Source organism: Verrucosispora sp. NA02020, from assembly GCF_013364215.1.
Taxonomy (GTDB): Bacteria; Actinomycetota; Actinomycetes; order Mycobacteriales; family Micromonosporaceae; genus Micromonospora.
The window spans coordinates 815761-837221 of the sequence record NZ_CP054923.1 but is presented as its reverse complement, the minus strand read 5'-3'; the positions used below and the strand labels follow the sequence as shown (position 1 = coordinate 837221).

Sequence of the window (21461 nt, the reverse complement as noted above, 5' to 3'; positions counted from 1 at the left end):
TCGGCCACCAGGTCGGCGATCGCGGGTGGCTTTGGGGACCCGGGTGCCGTCTTGGAGCCGGATGCCTCCTTTGCCGCCTTGGACCCGGGTGGCACCAGCTGCACCGGGAAGGCCGGCACCGGCACCGCGTGCACCGGCACGACGCTGTCGTCGACGGAGACCGCCGGTGGGCCGGGCGGTGCCAGATGCGGCAGGTCCAGCGCCGACGCCAACGCCGTCAGCCGGTCGTGCACGACGCGATAGGCGGTCGCCACCGCAGCGACGTTCCGCCGCGCGTTGCCGGGCTGTTGCCGGTTCGGTGCGGTGGTCTGCGCCAGAACCTCCCGGTACTTCTCCAGGTCGGCCAACGCCTCGACGGCACCCGGACGGCCCTCGTCGGCCAACCGCCGCAGCTCGACGAGCCGGTCCGGCACCGCCCAACTGGCCAGCCGCGCCTGCGCCCGGGTCACGACCAGCTCGTCCTCGACCCCGTTCCTGCTGGCGGGAACCGGTGGCGGGATGGGCGGCGTCCGCCGGACGTCCTGCACCACCGTCGAATCGGGCGAGCCACCCAGAAGGCGGGGCATCCACTGGCCGTTCGACAACCAGAAGGAAGCGGTCACCTCGCCCGTCTCCGGGTGGATGCTCCGCACCCCCGAGTAGTCGTCGATCAGCACCCGATATTCGTCGAACCCCCGATCACCACCCGGCTGCCGACGAACCCTGATGTAGCTCATCAGACCTCGTTCGGTCTCTTCAACCGGGTAGTGGGCGGTGATCGCGCTCAACTCGGTGATACGCGCCGTCAACCGGCCGATCTCCGACTCAGCCTGGAGCCGATCCGCCGACCCGCCCGCGCGACCGCTCCGATCGTCCGCCTGCAACCACCCCAGATGCCCCTCCCATCTGGCCAGATGCTCCCGCATCTCCGCCAGGCGCACCTGACCGACATCGGCAGGCCGCGACGCGACCGCCGGCCCGGACGTGGATTCACCGGCCGCCACGAAGAGTGCCGGCGTGAACACTGACGTGGACCACCGGACCACGCCGTCCGAGTCGACCGCGTGCCACCGCGTGCCATCGCCGGAGGTCTCTGCGAACACCACCGGTACGTGGTGAAGCGTCGCCTCCACCCTCAGCTCGGCGACAATCGCGGTCGTGACCACCAGGGGCCGAAGGCGCCACTGCACGAACCGCTGCATCGTCTCGGCGAAAGTGGCCATCTCGGCAGCCCGTGCAGCGGGGACAGCGCCGACCTCGGCGACGACGATCGGTCGGGCCGACACTCGCGCAGCCTCCACCACCGCGCCGGCCTCTGGCCGCTCCCGCCACCTGGCCAGGTCGCCCACCACCAGCACACCGCGGTCGTAGTCGGCGCCCGGCGGCAGCTCGATGCCAGGTGCGCTGAACGGAACCGGGTACTGCTGACCCGTTTCCCCACCACCGTAGGCATCCGGGTAGGAACCGAGCGCTTCCATGGACATGGACGCCGACGGTCCCAACTCACTGGTGTGCATACCCGAGCTGAGCAATACGAAAAAGCCATCCGGCGCCACCACCGGTGCACCGCGATCATCCGTCGCCAGGATCCCCAACTGCACATCGTCGAAGTCAGGCAGAATTCGGGCAACCCCGTAGTTGGTCACGATGTCGCTGGAGCGGACATCGTGGAGCTGCCCTGCGAACCGCACCACCGCCTCGCGCTCCGACGCCGACCCGTCCGCATCGGCGGGTAGGAACAGCACCAGCAACAGCTTCGTGTGGGTCTCCACCTCGACGTGGTCGATCTGGCTGTTGAAATTCCTCGGACCGAACCGTCCCGCCCTCGTCACCACTTCGAGCGTTCGCGGATCCAGGGTGGCGTACACGGACTTGAAGCCGGCGTACGCAGGCATCCGCCGCACCGCTGCGACGGTGTCCTGGGTGTCGTCGGGATGCGCGAAATACAGTCCGGAGTGGATCTGCTGACGGCTCATGCTCGCCGTCATCCCGCCGTCCAGCCGCACCGTCCGCGGTAGGACCGGCTCGCCCACCTGATCTGCGACGAGTTGCGCGGCGACCCGCATCCATCGTTGTGTCGCGTCGGTCGAGCGCTGTTCTCCTCGCATGTACCTACCGGAGGAGTCGTTCATCTCCCAGGTCCCGTTTGCCGGGACTCTGCGGAGTTCGCCCGCGACACCTGCCGACGTCACCACTGCGGTGCCCTGCCCCGGCGACGCCGCAGTGAACCGCACCCCCAGCGAAGGATGCCCGGGACCGTCGACCATGTCTCTGACCAGTCCCGGCGTGATGTCCGGATCCACCTGCCGGATCGACGCCAGCAGGTCGTTGAACTGACTATCGGAGAGCGCCTCGGAGGCCGCTTCCGAGCCGACGAAGACCAACAGGTCGTCGGGGCGTCCGGCAGAGGACTCGGGCTCCGAGCCGCCGGTGTACGCCCGACGCTCCAGCACCAGGTACAGCCACTTGTGCCCCGGCCGTCCCGCCCACACCTCCGGGGTGAACTCGGCCAGGGGCATCCACAGCGGATTCAGCCGCACCTCGGCGCCACGGGTGTCGGCCCCGCGCACCTCCTCATTCCAGGGCTCCTGCTCGATCTCCAGCACCCGGGTGGGTAGCACATCCGGCGGCCGCTCAGACCACCCCGAGTCGGTCGGAACCGCCGGGCGGTCGGCGGGATACACCGGAGTCCAGTCACTGCGGAGCCGACTGCGGACCAGGTACCACCCGGGGCCGGACTCGTCAACGAACCGGGCATGGGACATCCGCTCGACCGAGACGTCGTCATGCGTGGGCCGGTAGACCAGCAACTCGCCGTTGGGTCGCACGGTGGCGGCATGTGCCCAACCCGCACGGCTGACGAAGACGACCTCGTCCCCAGAGAACACTGCGGGGAGCCGCCGGTGCATCCGCACTCCGCCCCTGGGCCGCTCCGTGAGCGCCGAAGCCATCTGGTGCGGCAGATCACGTACCGACCGTTGACCCAGTCGGAGTCCGACGGCGTCCGACGCGACGGTCTGGAGGTCCCGTTGCTCGACGGCTGCGTCGGGCACGCGCGCCGACCCGTCGTTCCGCAGCCAGCGGAGGGCAAGGTACGGGCTGGCGTCACCAAGCGGCAGCCACCCGTCCGGCGGTGTGGCGTGCCGACCGATGTGGAAGACGCCTTCACCGTCCGTGAACAGGCGGGGCCCCAGTGCCTCGACCTCGGCTGCCGGGGCGGGCCGGACGGCCAGGACGGTCGGTGTGTCCTCGGCCGGCGGAAGGTCCACCACGAGCCGTAGGCCGACCGACGCCGCCCCTGAGACCAGGTCGTCGCCGAGCGGAACGGGAGCGCCGCCGTCGGGAGGGAAGTACCGGAACTCGCTTCGCTCCGGACTGTCCAGGTCGACTGTGCCGTCGGGCAGGTGGCGGAGCGCGACCGCGGACACCCGCCCGTCGGTGTCGAGCACGATGTCGTCCGCACTGGCGATGACGCCCTGGCCGAGTCGGTCCCGGAATCGGGCGGCGAGCGTATCGCCTGCACCGACCTGCTGAGCTGCTCCGCCCATGACCAACACCACGGGGCCCACGGGGCCGGTTTGTCGCCTCGCCCAGAGACCGATCAGCTCCTCGCTGCGGAGGCGCGCGGTCAGGCCACCTTGTTGCTGGCCACCGGCACCGGCCAGGACGACGGGAAGGCGTACCACGTCCGAGGCCGGGTCGTAGTGGCCGAATATTCCCTGCGCGGCCCCCAGGTCGACCGCTCCGCCGGCAACGCTGGCCGGAAGATAGGGCTGGAAACGATCCCGCTCGACCCGGTGCAGATAGAGGGTCGAGCCTCCACCCGGATAGGTACGAGCAGTGTCGTCCTCCACGACCACCAGGTCGACGCCGAGTGCGACAGCGAGGACCGCAGTGACTTCTTCGCGCAGCGTCGAGTCCCAGAGCCGCGGATCACGGATCACATCCTGCAGGAGACGGGACACCTCGCGGGTCCGGGTGCTCTCTCTCGTCGTCGCGCGGCGCACGATCCATTCCGGGCCGGTGCCGGACGGCGGTGGCGAGAGGGCGAGGAGGCGGTTGAGGCGCGGGTCGTCGTGGTCGGCGGCAAGCGCGATCCGGGAGCGCAGCAGCTCCCGTCGCGGGCCGATCTGCTCGGTGGGCCAGAGCACTTCGGCGAGTCGGACCATCGTCCGTTCGTCGAGGTCGGCGCTGAGGACCGTGCCGATGCTGCGGAGCACGAACCGATGCGGATCGCCGTGCACGGTCTGCACCGCGCGCGCGATCAGCGTCGCCTCGTCGCGTACGCCGGCGGGAAGGTCGACGCCCTGTGCACGAGCGCCGTCGAGGATCGACCGGAGCAGGCTGCCCGCCCCGATTCCCACATCCTGCGGGCCGAGCCGGTAGGCCGCTGCCGGGCCGGGGCCGGGCTCGGAATCGCCGAGCAGCCAGGTCGTCGATGGTTCCAGTCGGGCCACCGGATCAGGCTGTGGTGACTGTCGTCGGTGCCAGACGGCCGCCGTCATCACCATGGTCCGAGCCGCTCCGGCCGTCAACGGCTCGAACGCCTCTGGGTGCAACGGTCGGACCCAGCTGACTCGGCGGTCCAAGCGCTTCACGTCGTACGGAGAGACCTCGTAGCCCAGGTACGCCAGGAGATCGGGATACCCCGCCAGCCCGCCGGGCAGACTGTTCACGGCGATCAGGGCGCCAACCAACAGCGGGTGTGGGTCCAGTTCGCTGATCCAGACCTCTCCCCGGGAGCCGCCCTCGGGGCTGGCGGACAGGAGGGCAGGCACGGATCGGTGACCCGCCTGCCACAGTCGACGTAGTTCGTCCGCCGCCGTCTCCAGGTCCTCAACGCGCGAGTACTCCCACAGACGCAGCGCCCGATAGCCTGTCGACGACCCAGGGGAGGCCGCTGGCGACTGCGCCGGCTCGGTCGCCGGCAGCATCAGCTCCAGGTGCATGGGAGGGGTTTCGCCCGCCTCCAGCCACAGCGGCAGTAGCTCGTCGATGCGGGCGTCGACCGCTCCGTTCACCATCGGAACGAGTCGGTCGAGCATCTGCGCGACGTCGGCCTCGTCGTAGGAGATGTCGAGGAGTTCGCCGACCACTTTCTCGACGGAGAAGCTCGACAGGGCCCTGAGAACCCGGTCGGCCGAGTCGGCCGGCAGCGTCGTCAGTGTCGCCGAGGTCCACCGCCCTTGGTTGGCGGTCCGCAACACCGTCGGCATGTCGTGCCGCTCGACCTGGAACTCGTCGTGGAGTCGGCCGATCCAGTCGCGCAGCTGACCGGCCACGACCTGAGGCGACAGATCAGCACGGGAGGTGGCCGTACCGCCGGTGCCCGGCGAACGGCTCGGACCGGCCTTCCCGGGGTCGCCGCCGAACGCGAATCTGACGAACTCCGACACCGTCCGAAGGTCGACGTTGCCGGCCAGTTCAGCCGTCTCGACCAGTTCGTCGACGGACATACCGGCGTCTCGTGTCACCTCGCCGAGGGAGGGCGGGAGGCGCTTGGCCTCGACACCGAGACGCAACAGCCGACTGGCGAGGGACGGCCGGGGAGCGGGTGCCCGGCCGGCGCGGCGAAGCTCGGCCACCAGAGCATCCACCATGAGGTGCCGCGGCCCATCGGAATCCACGGACGCCACCAGATCGTGGATCGATGCCAGGTCGCGCGGGTCGGACTGGAGCCGGCTGGCCACCAACAGGGCGATCCTGCCGCCTGCCTGGCCTACCAACTCTCGAGGCACCCGGCCGATCCGTACGCTGAGGCCCGTCACCAACAGGCTACTGAGACCCAGGTCGTCAGCGAGCAGTTCGATGTCGTGCACGCTCCAGCCGCCGCTGGGCTCGCGCTCCTCGTAGTGCTCACGCAGCAGTTCCACCACCGAGTACAGCCGGTCGAACCAGTAGCGGTCGAGGAACTCCAGATCGACCGGGTCGATTGCCAGGACCTCGGTGAGCCACTGCTCGCCCAGAACACGGAGTTGATCCGGATCGATGGTCTGGGGCAGGCCGGCCCCGAGGTCGGTCAGGAAGGCGAGCCGCCGAGCCGAGTGCTCGCTGAACGCCTGCGGGACGCCGGACAGTTGGTCCAATGAGCGGCGGAGTTCACGCGTCCTGGCCGGCGGTTGCCCGCCCATCAACGGCTCCAGCAGCCGCACCGGCACCTGCAGTTCGTCCGCCAACTTGTACGCTGTCCGGCTCGCGTGGTGCGGATTCCACTGCCTGATCAGTTCCGGAGTCCGACGGGAGAGGTGTTGATGCCGGATGGCGTGCTCGTAGACGAGATCCGGCTCAAGCCGCAACTCTTCGGCCGTCTCAAGAACCGCCGAGTGATCCAACCAGGGTCGGTCGTGATAATTCCATTCGACCTGCTCCCTGGACACACCGATCCGCTCCGACCACCAGGACGTGAGCAGAACGTCCCCGTCCTGGTCCCAGGTGTCCCGGATGGCCTCGGCCCTGGTGACGACGTCGGCGGCGGCCCCGCTCACCTGCACCGCCGTCAGGCCACCGGCCAGCCGGTCCCAGTCCGCCAGCGCGAAGGCGACGTTGCGAACGCTTCCGATCGTCTGGGCCACCAGGCCGTACGCGGCCAGCGTCGTCGATGCCGGCTTGTCGGCGGCGGCTGCCACGACCAAGCGGGCGAACTGCGCCACCACGGTGTGAAGAAGTCCGGTCAGCACCTGATAGGTGTCCCGGGGCGAGTCCGCACCGTGCAACGTGTCGAGTAGTCCACGAAGCTTCGCCACCATCGGGCCGAAGTCGTCACCTCGTGACGCCGGGCTCCGCCCTGCTTCGTGGCGCAGGTCAGCCATAAGCGCGGGGATGTCTCCGGACGCCACCGTCTCGGCATCGACCGGAGGTATCGACCGGCCAGCTCGGTGCTGTGTCCACCACCGCACACCATCGATCAACGCATCGACGGCACGGCTGGCGGCGCGGACGGCCTCGCCTCGGTTCGAGGCGGTGGTCTCGAGTGTCACGGCGGAAACGGCCGCTCTGGCCGCCGCAGCGACCACCGCCACCCGGCCGATCAGGTACCCCAGGTCAGGATCTTTGGCGACAAAGTCGGCGTCTCGCCACAACTCAGTCATTGCCTGACCGGGGACGCCCTGCCACCGCTGCAGCGCCTCGTACCGCTCGGTGATGGCCGCCATCCGTTTCTGGCGAAGCGGACTCACCACCCGCAGCCCGACTCCATCCGGGCCCACGCCATTGCTCGCGAACCAGAGCAGCGCAGCGACATCCCGGCGGTCCGGGGCGGTGTCATCGGAGTCGATCAGAATCGATCCGTTGCCGTGGTCCAGCGCGGCGAGCAATCCGCGCTGCTCTGCCGTTGCCCTCCGCTCTCCCCAAGGGCTCCGCACCGACGAGTTGCCGGGCAGAGAGCCCCGGTAGATGCTCGGGAGGCTCTCTGATCCCGATGTCGAGTCACTATCGGAGTCGGCCACGGGCGCACCGGCCGGTCGGTCACCCTGCACGCTTCTCGCGCTGCTGGCGTCCGCGCTCGGAACCTGCCGCGGAGGGAGGTCCCCAAATTCCGGAAAGGCCGGCGTAAAGTGTGAGATGTCCGGAAAGTCGGCGAAGTCGGCGCTGGTGACGAGGATGTTCGACAGGTCGAAGTCCAGGTCGTCCGGGGCCGAACGGGGCAGAGCCTCGTCCTGAGCATGCGATGCCGCCCACGTGCGAACCAGTTCCTCCACCTGCCGTGGATCGGGTCGCTTGTCCGGAGGCAGCTCCTTGATCCTCGCGAACAGCGGACGCAGTGGCATCAACCGGCGCGGGTCGGTCTCCCAGTACGCGGCCAGCCAGATCAGCAGATAGGGGAAGTGCGGCAGACCCAGTCTGTAGGCGAGAGCCAGCGCGTCGCCCGGCACCCGGCCGGTCACCTCGGTCAGCCGGACCAGGGCCGCCGCCTGGTCAGGGGAGAGTCCGAGATGGTCGGCCAACGCGACCACGTCACTTCCGTCGACGTCTGACCGCACCAGGACCCGACGCAGGTACGGGCCGGGAACGCCGAGCCGGGCCGCCCAGGCGGCCAGCTCACCCGGACGAGGTACCGCCGCACTCCGCTGCCGGGCCAGCGCTGCGGCAAGTCGTTCCGACGCGGCCGTCGCGGGGAACACCGGCACCAGCGCGTCGGCTACCCGCCCCCTCGGCACGTCCCCGAGCGCCTCCCAGATCAGCCCGGACATGACCGGGGCGGAGGCCAGCGGGCGGAGCTGGTCCACCGGGAAGCCCAGTCGGGCGCTCCACCGCACCCAGTCGCTCAGCGTGGGCCCGCCCGGTTCGAACCGGTCCAACAGCCGGTCCGCCACCTGCTGCCCCTGGAGCCGCAGTTGGTCCCTCGCGCCGGTGGGCGGCACCCCGCCCGCAGCCTCCCGGAGCTGGCCGCCGAGCGCCACCGCCAGGTCGATCGGAGATACGTCCAGCCGCTCGGCCGCCGCCTCCAACGCGACGGGACCGCCCAGGCCGGCGGCAGCGGCCAAGGTGGCCACACCCGTCGCGGCCAGGCGCCGGCCCTCCAGCGCCGCCCGCACGTGTTCGTCGGGCAACTCGTGCAGCAGTTCCAGGGACACCCCGAGCTCTCGCAGTTCCCCCAACCTCGTCCGGTCGGCGGGCGCCAACTCCAGCCGCCGGGACAACCGCATGAACCACACGAGATCGCTGTTGGTGCGTACCCCGGCGTCGGCAAGTTCCGACCGCAACCGGTCGGCCCAGGTCCCCTCGTCGGGCTCGACGTCCCGGGAGCCCGCCGCAGCCCGCACCAGCACGTCGCCGATCGCAGCGACGTCGTCGGGTGACACCGCCAACTCCTGGATCACACCGAAGAGTGGCCCCAGCCCGGCGAGCCCCATGGCCCGAGACCTGGCGGGCAGGTCGAGCGGCACCATGCCGAGCACCTCGACCAGATCGACCAGGTCACGGACCTCGTCCTCGTCGAATCGCAGAGCGGTGGACAGTCGGTCGACCTCGGTCGGGTCGAACCACAGGCGTCCGTCGGTCAGCAGTCGGGCGGCCTGGGCAGCCGGAACCCCCACGCGCTCGGCCCACCGCACCTCCTGCGGATCCGCCATCAGATCGGCGAGTCGGGGCCGGGCCGGTGCGGCAGGGGGAGTCAGCTCCACCGGGAAGGTGGCCGCCGGCACCGGTACGCCAGGCGCGACGTCCGTCTCGGTCGGCGAGGTCGGCGGAGCGAGATGCGCCAGGTTCAACGCCGCCAACCGGTCGTGCATGCTCCGGTAGGCGGTAGCCACCTCTCCGGCCTCGTTCAGCGATCCCTTCTCGGCCCGCGCCAACGCGCTCCGGTACGCCTCGACGGCGGCCAGCGCGTCGCCAGCGCCCGGACGGCCCTCGTCGGCCAACCGCCGCAGCTCGACGAGCCGGTCCGGCACCGCCCAACTGGCCAGCCGTGCCTGCGCCCGGGTCACGACCAGCTCGTCCTCGACCCCGTTCGTACCGATGGGAACGGGCGGCGGGGATGACTGGGACTCCTGCGTGGCTCCGCCGATCGACACCGGCTCCTCAACGGGATCCACCGGACTGCCGGTCCACCAGAGCGGGCTCTCGGGGTCGATCGATTCGTCAGAGGCCGGCCAACCGGAAGGCTGCCCCATCGTGGCCGCCACCTCGTCCAGGCTCATCTGCGCGAGTGCCGCGTCGACGTCGTCGCTCGACATCAGGACGACCGGCTCGGCCATCGTCACCCCGAGAGCCAGCCGGTTCTCGAAGTCCGTCAGGTCCGACCGCAGCCAGTGGTTCTCGACTGGCCCGCTCGTCACCGGCACCAGCAGCACCGGCACCGGCTTGCCCCGCTCGCCCTTGGGTAGGTCCCGCCGCAACCGTTGGCCCACCCGCGCCAGCAGCGCCGCGCCACCGGGGATCGGCAAGCCCACCGGAAGAAGATCGGCATCCGCCTGGTACGCGAGCACGTGCGCGCCCTCGACCGGCGCGACGAGGTGCCGCTGCGCCACCGGCCCCAGCCACCAGACACCTCTGCCGTCCCTGGTGCGCCGCGCCAACGACCCGTCGATCCAGCTCCGGTCCTGTCCGAGGACCTGCTGCACGTACTCGGAGGTCAGTCCGTCGGACGGCCAGGTCGTGTCCGGCTGGGCAAGCCACTCCAGGAGTCGGGCGAGTTCCTGCTTGGCGTGACGCTCGTCGTCCTGCGGGACCAGCCGGCGGAAATCGGTGAGGAGCCAGCTTCTGATCGGCTCACCGGTGTCCCTGGGCGCGTTCGACTCGTATCCGTCGCCGAAATCGAGGTCGGGCCGATAGTCGGTCAGGGCCAGCAGAGCCCGCGTCACCAGGGCCAGGCGTGGCACGGTGACGTGACCGATGCCGAAGGCGTACGCCGTGGCGAAGCCCACCGGGAGCAGTTCCTCACGAGTGATGCCGAGCGTGGCGGCCAGGCCGTTGAGTACCTCAACGAGTTGGAACTCCGAGAGCGCTTCCGGTGCCGGTTCCACCGCTCCCACCAGAGCGGCGGTCAGCATGAAGGGGTCGATGTCGAAGTCGCCCACGCCCGATGTGTGCTCAAGCTGCGAATCGTGGACGGCGTCCTCACCGAAGGCGCTGGTCAGGAGCTGCCTGGTCCAGGGTGCCGCAGTCTCACCAGGGGGCAGATCGTCCAACTCGGGGGGGTCGAGGACGGGCCGATGGACCTGTACCAGGCCCAGGTCACCCCGACTGTCCGCGATGCCGGTGAGCCGCTCGGCCAGCAACAGTCCGAGCTGGACGATCGTCCATGGGGTGTCCCGGTCGGGCGCACCGACCACGATCCTCGGCATGCCGAGACCGGACTCCACCGGCACCGGCAGCGCGGTCGAGGGCACATCGGTGGTGTGCACCCAGAGCGTCTGCCCCACCGGCCCGATCTGCCAGTCCACCTGGTTTGTCCGCGTGAAGAGGCCGCCCCCGAGATTGATCAGCGACGCAAGGGTGTTGGTGAGGTGGAAATCGGGCCATTGCGGTTCCGGGTGCACGGTGAAGTAGTCGGCGAAGAGACTCATCGACTGGGCATGCCACCGCGAGTACGGGACGAAGTGGTCGAACAGCTCATCGGCCGGGTCGATCCGGAGGCCGGCCGAGGCGGAGACGGCCAGCACCTGTCCCGCGCCGACCGCCGATGCCAGCTCCACCGCCTGAGTCGGCGTCGGTGGATCGGTGGTCACCACCTCCACCAGGGCGTTCGCCGGCAGTCTGGGCACGATGCCGGCAAGACGTGACAGTGCGTTCTCGGCCCGCCCCAGCTCCACCACCACCGTCGGGCGAGAGCGGTGCACCAGCCGCGGGGAGAAGTCCTGCCGCTCGGCCGACGCCCGCCACAGGTGGGTCCCGGCCTCGCTCGTCTCGGCCCGGTACCTGGAGAGCGACGGCACCTTCGCGGCAGAGACCTTCTGCCAGTCCCGCACCGAACCGCCGGTCGAGAACTCCAGGCCTGCGCGGTACGCCGCACCTTCCAGACCGAGCCGGAACATCATGGCGCCGGTGTCGAAGTCACGGGCCGCCCGGCCGATCATCCGCGCTTCCAGCAGTTGACGTACGGGCGGACTGAACTGCTCGATCCCTCTGACCTTGAGCACCTGCGCCGCATTGCGGAAAGACAGCTCCTCTGCCCTGATGTGCAGGTTGCTGTGGTCTAGATCGATTCTCGTGTAGTGGTTCCACCACAGGTTCAGTGCCAATGGATAGCGCTCGTCGTCGAGACGCAGTGGCTGTGCCCACAGGGCGTCCTGCACGTGCCCGGCGCGGGTCACCCGGTCCATGGCCTCACGGTCGTTGGTGGCACCCGCGACGAGCCGGCCCATCAACGTGTACTGCTCGGCATGGACCCCCTCGTGCGCGAGACCCTCCAGCATGTAGTCGACCGAATCCGACTGCCCGACCTCCAACTCCCAGGTCGTGCCGTCGAACCTGGCCGCATGGTGCTCATCCGACACGTCGGTGATGATGGATCTGGCCGGAGTGAGGTCGACGTCGGCCCCCCGCCGGACGTGCCGGAAGATCAGGTCGGTCTTCTCCTGCCAGGCGCGGCGCTGCCGGTCCCCGCCGCCCAGGGTGCGGTACTCCTTCCGTGCCCGAACTCGGAGTTCCGCCCACAGGGCCGGGTCCCTCGCCCACAGCGAACCGTACTCATCGGCGGCCTTGCGCGGTTGCCAGACCTCGACGCCGCGAACGAGCGTCGTGCCACGATTTCCGGCCGGGTCGGCGAGCATCGCAGCGAGCATGGCGACGAGCGCATCATCCAGGTCAACCGGGTCCGGTGGGGTGACCCGCTGGAAGTGGTCGTCCTTGCGGCGTACCGAGAAGTTGGGGTTCTCCGCCACCTTGTGCAAGGTGACCTCACCGGTGTCCGGGTCCACCGAGACCAGCCACCCGGCGACGACGGTGCTCCCGGGGAACTGCCCCAGGACGTCGGGGGCCGTCGGTGGCGCCGCTTTCGTGGCTGGGCTCCCCCACACGTCGATACCACCGCGCGCCACGACCGCGTACACCATCTCGCCGTCGGCGGGCATCCGGTGCAACCGGTCGACCCCGAAGCCCACCAGCCCGTTGGCCATGCCCGCAAGACCGTCGAACACCGGCATGACGCCGTCCGGGCCGTCGTGCACGCGCTGCTGCAGACCGGTGGTGAAGGCAAGCTCCGGCGGGATCGGCACGGAGGCCCAGAGCGTCTCCGTCTCCCAGCCCGGCCGCCGGCTCTTGGCAAACCAGTCGGGCCAGTTCCGCCGTAGTTGTTTCTCGGTGTACCCCGGAGGCACCACGATGGCGGGAACGCTCGGTGCCGAGGCGGCCGCAGCCGTCCCCGCCGAGGACGACCCGGAGCCCCCCCGCCGCGCTGAGGACGACCCGGAGCCGCCCCGCCGTGACGACGACGAGCCGGGCGCGCCGCCCAGCACCCGGGGCATCCACTCGCCGTTGACCAGGCGAAGGTCGACCGTCAGCTCGCTGGTCTCCGGGTGCAGACCGTGCACCCCGGCATCGTCGATGAACACCGGGATCTCGACCCGCTGGAAGCGGCCCTCCATCCACTGCCGCACGGAGACGCGACCGACAAGGCCCCGCCCCGTCGCCGTGACCGGACCGTACGCCACGACCTCGGTCAGCTCGGTGATGCGCTCCCGCAACCGGTCGATCTCCGACTGGGCCCGCGCCACCTCCGTCGACGTGTCAGCGCCGGCACCGTCCGCACGCAGGCGCACCAGATGCTCCGCCCACCTGGTGAGATGCTCCCGCATCGTGGCCAGGCGCACCCGACCGGCGTCCTCGGGCTGCTGCCCCATCGCCGACCCGACCACGCTCTCGTCGAGGTCCATCGGGTCGGCGACCGCATCGTCCTCCACGGCGACAACGACCGGATCGGCCATCGTCACCCCGAGGCTGAGCCGGTTCTCCGTCTCTGTCAACTCGGCCCGCAGCCGATCGCTGTCGGCCGGGGCAGAGATCACCGGGACCAGCAGCACCGGAGTGCCCCACTCCTCCTCCGGTAGCTGTCGCCGCACCAGTTGGCCCACCCGCATCAGCAGGGCGGCACCCCCGGGGACCGGCATCCCCACCGGCAGAAGATCAGCACCAGCCGCGTACGCGAGCACGAGGGTGTCCTCGACGGGAGCGACGAGGTGCCGCTGCACCACCGGCCCCAACCACCAGACCCCACTGCCGTCCGGCGTCCGCTGCGACAGCACCTGGTCGGTCCAGCTCCTGTCCCTGCCGACCACCTGCTGTAGGTACTCGGAGGACAGTCCCTCGGCGGGCCAGGTCGTGCCCGGATGTCCGAGCCACTCCAGCAGCCGCAAGAGTTCGTGCTTGGCACTACGCTCGTTGTCGTCCGGCACCAGGCTGCGGAAACTGTTCAGGATCCGGCTCTCGTCCGGCTGTTCCCTCCCCCGGTCGGGCAGGGCCTGCAACGCCCGCGTCACCACGGTCAGACGTGGCACGGTGACATGACCGATGCCGTGAGCGAACGCCGTGACAAAACCCACCGGAAGAAGTTCCTCGCGGGTCACGCCGAGCCTGGCGGCCAGGCCGGTCAACACCTCGACCAGGTGGGACTCCGACATCGCCTGCGGTGCCGGGTCCACCGCACCCACCAGAGCAGCCGTCAACACGTACGGGTCGATGTCGAAGTCCTCGATCTTCGACGTGTGGGTGAGCCTCGGATCGTCGACGCCGTGCTCACCGAAGGCACTGACCAGGAGCTGCCGGGTGAATGGAGCGGCGGTCTCGACAGGGGTCAGGTCGTGCAGCTCGGGTGGCTCTAGGACAGGCCGGTGAATCTGCACCAGGTCCGGCATACCGCGACTGTCCGGAACACCGGTGAGCTGCTCGGCCAGCAGCAGCCCGAGCTGGACGATCGCCCACGGGGTGTCCCGACCGGGAGCGCCGACGACGATCCTCGGCATTCCGTTGTCGGGCTCCGCCGGCACCGGCAACGCCCCGGCCGGCTCGTCGGAGGCACGCACCCAGAGCGTCTGTCCCACCGGCCTGATCTGCCAGTCGGTCAGGTCCTGCCGGATGAAGACCCCGCCTCCGACGTTGTACAGCGGCTTCAGCGCGTAGTTGAGTCGAAGCAAGGGCCGTTGCGGTTCGGTGTGGACGGTGAAGTAGTCGGCGAAGAGGCTCATCGACTGTGCGTGCCACCGCGAGTACGGCACGAAGTGGTCGAACAGTGGATCGGCCGGATCGATCCGAGGACCGGACGAGACGGAGACAGCCACCGTCTGTCCCTCACCGACTGTCGAGGCCAGCTCCACCGCCTGGGTCGGCGTCAGTGGATCGGAGGTCACCACCGCCACCAGAGCGTCCGCCGGCAGATGCGGCACGACGTCGGCAAGACGCGACAGCGCGTTCCCGGCTCGACCCAACTCCACCACGACGGTGGGGCGAGAGTGGTGCACCAGTCGCGAGGACGAATCCTGCCGCCCGACCGACGCCGGCCACAGGTGGCTCCCGGCCTCGTTTCTCTCGACCTGATAGCCGGCGAGCGACGGCACCTCGGCAGCAGCGACCTTCTGCCAGTCCCGCACCGAGCCGCCGGTCGAGAAGTCCAGAGCCGCACGGTACGCCGGACCTTCCAGCCCGAGTCGGACCAGCAGAATGCCCAGTTCGAAGTGGTGTGCCGTCCGGCCGACCAGCCGCGCTGTCAGCAGATGGCGTACGGGTGCGCTGAACTGCCCGATTTCCAGGGCCTTGACCAGTTGGGCCTCGGTCCGTCTGCGCAGCAGCGCCGCGTCCCGACGTACGTCATGGATGCGCCCATCCAGTTCTGAGTGGTGGTGCCACCAGAGGCGCAGCGCCAACGAATAGCGTGGATCGCCGCGGTCGAGTGGCCGTGCCCACAGCGCCTCACGCGCAATGGGGACCCCAGTGACCAGGTCCAGCGTCTCGGGGTCGTTGCTGGCACCGGCGACGAGCCGCCCCATCAGCGCATACTGCTCAGCGTGGAGTCCCTCGTGCGCAAAGAACGCGAGCCGGTCGTCGATGGAGTCCGACTCCCCGACCTCCACCGTCCAGCCCGTTCCGTCGAACATGGCTGAGGAGCCCGTCCCCGCCAGATCGGTGACGACGGTTCTGGCCGCGGGAATGCCGTTGGAACCGGCGTTGAGGTACCGGAAGAGCAGGTCGCTGGCCTTCTGCCAGGCACGGTGCTGCTCGCGTCCGCTGCCCAGAGCACCCTGGTCACGCCGGGCCAGACGCCGCAGCTCCGCCCAGTAGGCCGGGTTCGTCGCCTCCAGCAACCCGTAGTCCTCGATCACCCTGCTCGGCGTCCACACCGCGTCCCCGCGAGTGAGCTTCGTGTCATGCTTTCCCGCGAGGCGGGTAAGCATGGCGGCGAGCTCACCGTCCAGAGCCGTCAACGTGGCTGCGGGTGAGCCTTCCCGGTGCACCGCCAGGTTGGGGTTCGCCGCCGCCTGGCCCAGGATGATCTGACCGGTGTGCGGGTCCACCGACACCGGCCATCCGGCGACGACGCTGGTCCCGGTGAACTGGCCCAGGACGTCGGGTGCGGTGCGCGGTGCCGCCGCCGTGGCCGGGCTTCCCCACACGTCGATCCCGCCGGACGCCACGACGGCATAGACCATCTCGCCGTCGGCGGGCATCCGGTGCAACCGGCCGACTCCGAAGCCCACCAGCCCGTTCGCCATGCCTGCGGTGCCGCCGAACACCGGCTGGACACCGCCCGGATCATCGTGGCGGGTCACGCGCTGCTGCAGGCCGGTGGTGAAGGCAAGCTCCGGCGGAATCGGTACGGAGGCCCAGAGCGGTCTCGTCTCCCAGTCCGGCCGCCGGCTCTCGACATACCGGTCGGGCAAGGTCCGCCGCAGGTTCTGCTCGGTGTAACCGGCAGGCACCACGATGGCGGGAGCACTCGGTGTCGCACCGGGCACGGCCGTCCTAGCCGCCGACGATGATCCGGGCCCGCTCCGCCGAGCTGACGACGAACCCACCCGTCGCTGCGACGAGCCGGGCGCGCCGCCTAGGAGGCGGGGCGTCCACTCACCGTCGACCAGGCGAAGGTCACCGGTGATCTCGCCTGTCTCCGGGTGGGTGCTGTGCACCCCCGCCTCATCGACGAGCACCGGGACTCGCAGCCAATCGAGCCGGCCGTCCGATGCCGAGATCCGCACCCTGGCGTGGCTGGTCAGGCCCGATGCCGTCGCCGTCACCTGACCGTCGCCCACGAGCCTGGTCAACTCGGTGATCCGACTGTGCCGATGGTGGATGTCGGCCTGGATGTTCCACTCACGGGTGGACAGATCGGCTATACGCCGGATCGCGTCGGCCATCCGGACCTGGTCCTGGCCCGCCCGGTCACGCTCCCGCTTCGCTTCTTCCAGGCGCGACCGCAGTCTCCGCAACTCCTCCGCCCGCGCCATCAGCTCGCGCCGCATTCCGGCGAGATGGGCCGACCCCACGGCCACCGGTGGCGTCGTCTCGGGACGAATCACCGGCTCCGCGAGCATCAGGTTCAAACGCTCCATGCGGAACTGACCGAACCGCACCCGATCATCGAGCCGAGCCAGATCGGTCCGCAGCCCGTCGGCGTCCACCAACTCGGACGTCACCGGCACCAGCAGCAGGGGAAGGGGATCTGGTCCCCACTGCCTCGGCAGGCGTTCCCGGACCGCCACGGCGGTCATCGCCAGGGCCGCGACGCCGGCAGGTACCGGCATCTGCGCCGGCATGAGATCCGTGTTCGCCGCGTATCCCACGACGATATGGCCGGGAACTGCGGACACCTCGTGCTGCTCGGTCGGTGGCCCCAGCCACCAGGTCTCCTCGCCGGAGTCGAGTCGCCGGGGCGACAGCGCCGGGCTCTCCCGCCACCGACGGTCGTCGTCGAAGGCGGCGGCCAGCTCGGCCATGGTCAGGCTCACGGCGTTCCCCTCCGAGTGCCGCGCTTCGACCAGTTCGAAGAGCCGTAGGAGACCGGTGACGTCACCGTGATCGTCCGAGTTGTGGCCGACCGCCTGTAGCAGATACCGGACCGCGAGATCGCCGGCCGGCATGGGAACGCCGGGGGCCGTGTCGAGCAGTGCCCTGAGCAGTCGCTGCGCCTGGCGTAGACGTGGCTCGGTCACCCCACCGACGCCGTACGCCATGGCGGTGACGTAGCCGACCGTCAGCAACTCCGACCGGGTCACGCTGAGCCGGTCGGTCAACTCGTCGATCGCGACGACAAGCTGCTCGGGCATCACCTCCGCCGGCCGGGCGTCCACTGCACCGAGCAGGGCGTACATCAGCAGATGCCGGTCGAGACCGAGGTCTCCTGCCGACGCGTCGATCCGCGGCTCGTTTCGGTCGATGTCCGCGCCGAAGATCAGCGAGGGCAACCGGTCAGTCCAGCCCGGTGCGTTCGGCTCCGGCTCGATCGAGAGCCCGGGCAACGGAGGTGCCTTGACGACAGGTCGGTGAACCTGGAGAAGGCGTGGATCCGACGCGGCGTTCGGCACTCCGGTGAGGTAGTCGACCAGTGCGTTCGCAACCTGGACCACACCCCACGGGGTGTCGCGGCCCGGGACCCCGACGACCAGGCGGGGTACCCCGGCCGCAGCATCGGCTGGGACCGGTTGCGCCTGCGGCGATTCGTCCGCCGGGCGAACAAACAGGTTGTCACCGACCGGGACCGCCTGCCACCCCAAGACGTCGAACGTCCCACCACCGAGGCTGGACATCTGTGGTAGCCCGGAGCCCACGATCTCGGGAGCCTGTGGAACACGATGCACGGTGAAATAGGCCGCGAAGGGGATCATCGACACGTCGTGCCAAGGTGAGTGACCGACGAAGTGTTCGATCAGCCGATCATCGCCGGTGGGGGGAGTGGCCGTAGCAGCGCCGACGGCCAGCACCTGGTCGTCGGCGAGGAGTCCGGCCAGCTCGACGGCCTCCTCCGGGCTCAGCCGATGCGGTGTCACCAGGACCACCATCGCCGACGCGGGAAGCACCTCCGCCGCTTGCGACAGGACCGACGCGGCGTTTCCGGTATCGCCCACCTCGACGACGATCTGCGGGCGCGCCGGATGAACGAGTCGGGCCTGGTCCTCCAGCCGCTCGGCGTGTTCCGGCCACAGGTGGGCACCGGCCGCGTTCGTCTCGGCCCGGTATCCGGGCAGGCGCGGCGCCTCAGGGTGGACCCGTTGCCAGTCACGGACGGACCCTCCCGTGGTGAAGGCCCGCTCCACCACGTACGCCGGGATCTCCATCGGACGCGCCAGAGCGCGCACGGTCCGCTCCAGCCACAGGCGATACGAACGAGTCAGGTCGGCGGCGAGGCGGTCCCGCACCACCGGATTAAACCCGGCATCGGCCGTTGCCAACCTCTGCTTGGCCCTGCTGAGAGCAGCGGAGGCGGAGTTCCGCGCCATGAAGATGGTGCCGCCCTCGCGGTCCACCACCTTTCTGTCCCACAGAGTGCGGATGGCCGCGTCGTAACGCGGGTCCTCCACCGGAAGGGGATGCCTCCACAGCGACCCGGCGATGCTGGGCTGCGACACCATGGCCCGAAGAACGGCGAAGTCGTTCGTGGACCGCGCAACCGCTCCGAACATGACCAGATGCTGCTCGACGTGAAAGGACTCGTGAATGAACGTGGTCAGCCGTTGGTCGAGCGGACCTCTCCGACCGACATGCATGATCCAGCTATTCGGATCGAAGGAGCCCTGGCCGTCGATGTCGAGGAGCAGCACTTCGATTCTCGGAGCACGAAGCCGTTCGGCGAAGCGATCGGCGAGTTCCTGCCATGCCCCCTGTTGTCGAATGACGTCGACTTCGTCGGAGAAGGCTGCGACGTTGTCCCGGACCTGGCTACGCACCTCCGCCCAGTAGTCCGGATCCATCGACCAGAAAGACCGATAGTTCGCCGGCCGGACCGGATCGTCCTGTCCTCGGCCCGGCGCTACGCCCTGCTGGGCCACCATTACGTGGAGGAGTTCGACGATCTCGGCGTCCAGCCGGTCGACGTCGGGGAGTCCGACCGTCGCACCGGTCTCGTCACGGACATCGACCAACGGGTTGGGCCGTACCGGCCCCAAGCGGACCGCACCGGACGCGTCGACGGACACCCGCCACGCGGCGAGCACGTTGTTACCCGTTACCTGACCCAGCACCTCGGGTACCGATGGGGAAACCGCCGCCAAGGCCGGGCTCGCCGATACGTCAATACCGCCCTGAGCAAGGGCGACATAGATGACGTCGCCGTCCAGCGGGATCCGGGGAAGTCGCCCCACTCCGAATCCCACCAGCCCGTTGGCCATTCCGGCGGACCCGTCGAGCACGGGCCGCAGCACGTGCACATCAGCGTGGTCCTCGGTCGTCCTCGCCTCCAGACCGATCGTGAAGGCCACCTCGGGCGGTAGTGCGACGACGGCGAACAGCGGGGTGGCTGTCCAGTCCGACCGTTGGCTTGGCCGGTACTGCTGCGGCATGCCATCCAACAACCTGCGCGGCGTCGTCCCCGAGGCGCTGGCGGCGGGACTGGCATCGACCGGTCCGGCTGTCGCGGAAGGGCCGACCGGGGATCCCCACGCCGGGGCCAGGCCAGGACCACCGCCACGCAACGGGCGCAACCACTCCCCCCGGTCCAGGTGGAACTCACCGGTCAGGGCACCCGTGTCCGGGTGTCTGCTACGCACGCCCGCCTCGTCGACGCGCACTGGGATTCGGACGTATCCGGCGCGCCCCTCCACCGCCTGCCGCACCCAGACGTGGCTGTGCAGGATGCCGTCCGGCGTCTCCTCGATCGGCTCGTGCTCAGTGATCTTGGTCAGCTCGGCGATTCGCGTCCGCTGACGATCGACCTCGGCAGCGATCTCCCACTCCCGTGCGGCCAGGTCGGCAGTCCCGGAGGAGGCAGCCGGTTCCTCGGCGTCCCGGCCATGGTCTATGGCAGTCGATGCGGAGCGCAACTCCCAGAGCTCGGTGCCTGTCTCGATGAACGTGCGCCGCATCTCGGCCAGGCGCGCCTCCACCTCTGCGGAGCGCTGCTCGATGACCGGCGGGTGATCCGCCCACTCTTCGGCAGTCTCGCCGGACGGGGCGGGTACGGGCGGGGTCTCGACGTCCACGCTGACCGGCCGATGGTCCGCGTCGAGCAGCACCACCGTGGTGGCCGCGTCGCGCAGCGCCACCATCCGCCAGTCGTCGGTGAGCCGGACGGCGATCGGCATGGTGTCCGAATCCGACGCCCCGACCCACCGCACGTCCTCGCCGTCCGGCAGCAGCCAGGCCACCGCCGGCCCGCCGTTCGGTGCCCGGTAGGACACTAGCGCTGCCGATTCCGGGGCGGCGCGCAGCGTGGCACGCAGCACGTCGGCGGCGATCGGCTGGGCTGACCCGCCGACCATCGTCGGCACGTCGGCAACGGCGATGGGCAGCACCTTTCGGAGCAGGGCCGCCGCCTCCGGCTCGGCACCGGACCGGACCAGGTGGATCGCGGCGGCCAGGCTCCCGGGCGGGATGCTCACCCGCAGCGCCCGCCGGATCTCCTCCAGGTCGGCCAGCAGGGCCTCGACGCGTCGGCGGCCAGGCTCCTCGTCGGCGACGATCCGGTCGTACGCGGCCCGCAGCGCCGCTCGTCCGGCCACGTGTGACCACGGCAGCACCCGTACCGACGTGGCGTCGTCCCACGACGCCTCCCGGCCGCGCGCGTCGACCGGCACCAGTTGCGGTGCACGCGCCTCGCCCACCGGCACCTGCACCTGGAGGCGGTAGAGGTCGGCGAGGCCACCGAGGCCCTCCGGGTCGTCCGGGAGCGGCTGCCCTCCGGTGGCCCAGCGGTCGAGGTCCCACGGCACCAGCACCAGGGCGTCGGGGAACGGCTGTCCGCGCAGGTAGTCCAGGCCGGCGGCGGAGCGCGGCGTCTCCTCGATCAGATAGACCAGCGTGCCGTCGTCCGGCGCCGGAGTGGCGACCGCGACCGCCCGGGCGACGGGGTGCGTCGTCTGGGTCATCGCGCCGGTGAGCACGAAGCGGCCCGGAACGGCCAT

The 21461-nt window shown here is 70.0% G+C and carries 1 protein-coding gene (running past one end of the window); it reads right to left on the bottom strand.

From position 1 onward, the window contains the following. A protein-coding gene (locus HUT12_RS03535; RefSeq protein ID WP_176092462.1) for a hypothetical protein crosses the window boundary here: on the bottom strand, positions 1-21461 show its 5' portion. It extends 17422 nt beyond the left edge of the window; 21461 of the gene's 38883 nt are visible here — the first part of the coding sequence; the start codon lies at positions 21459-21461; its stop codon lies off the left edge, out of view.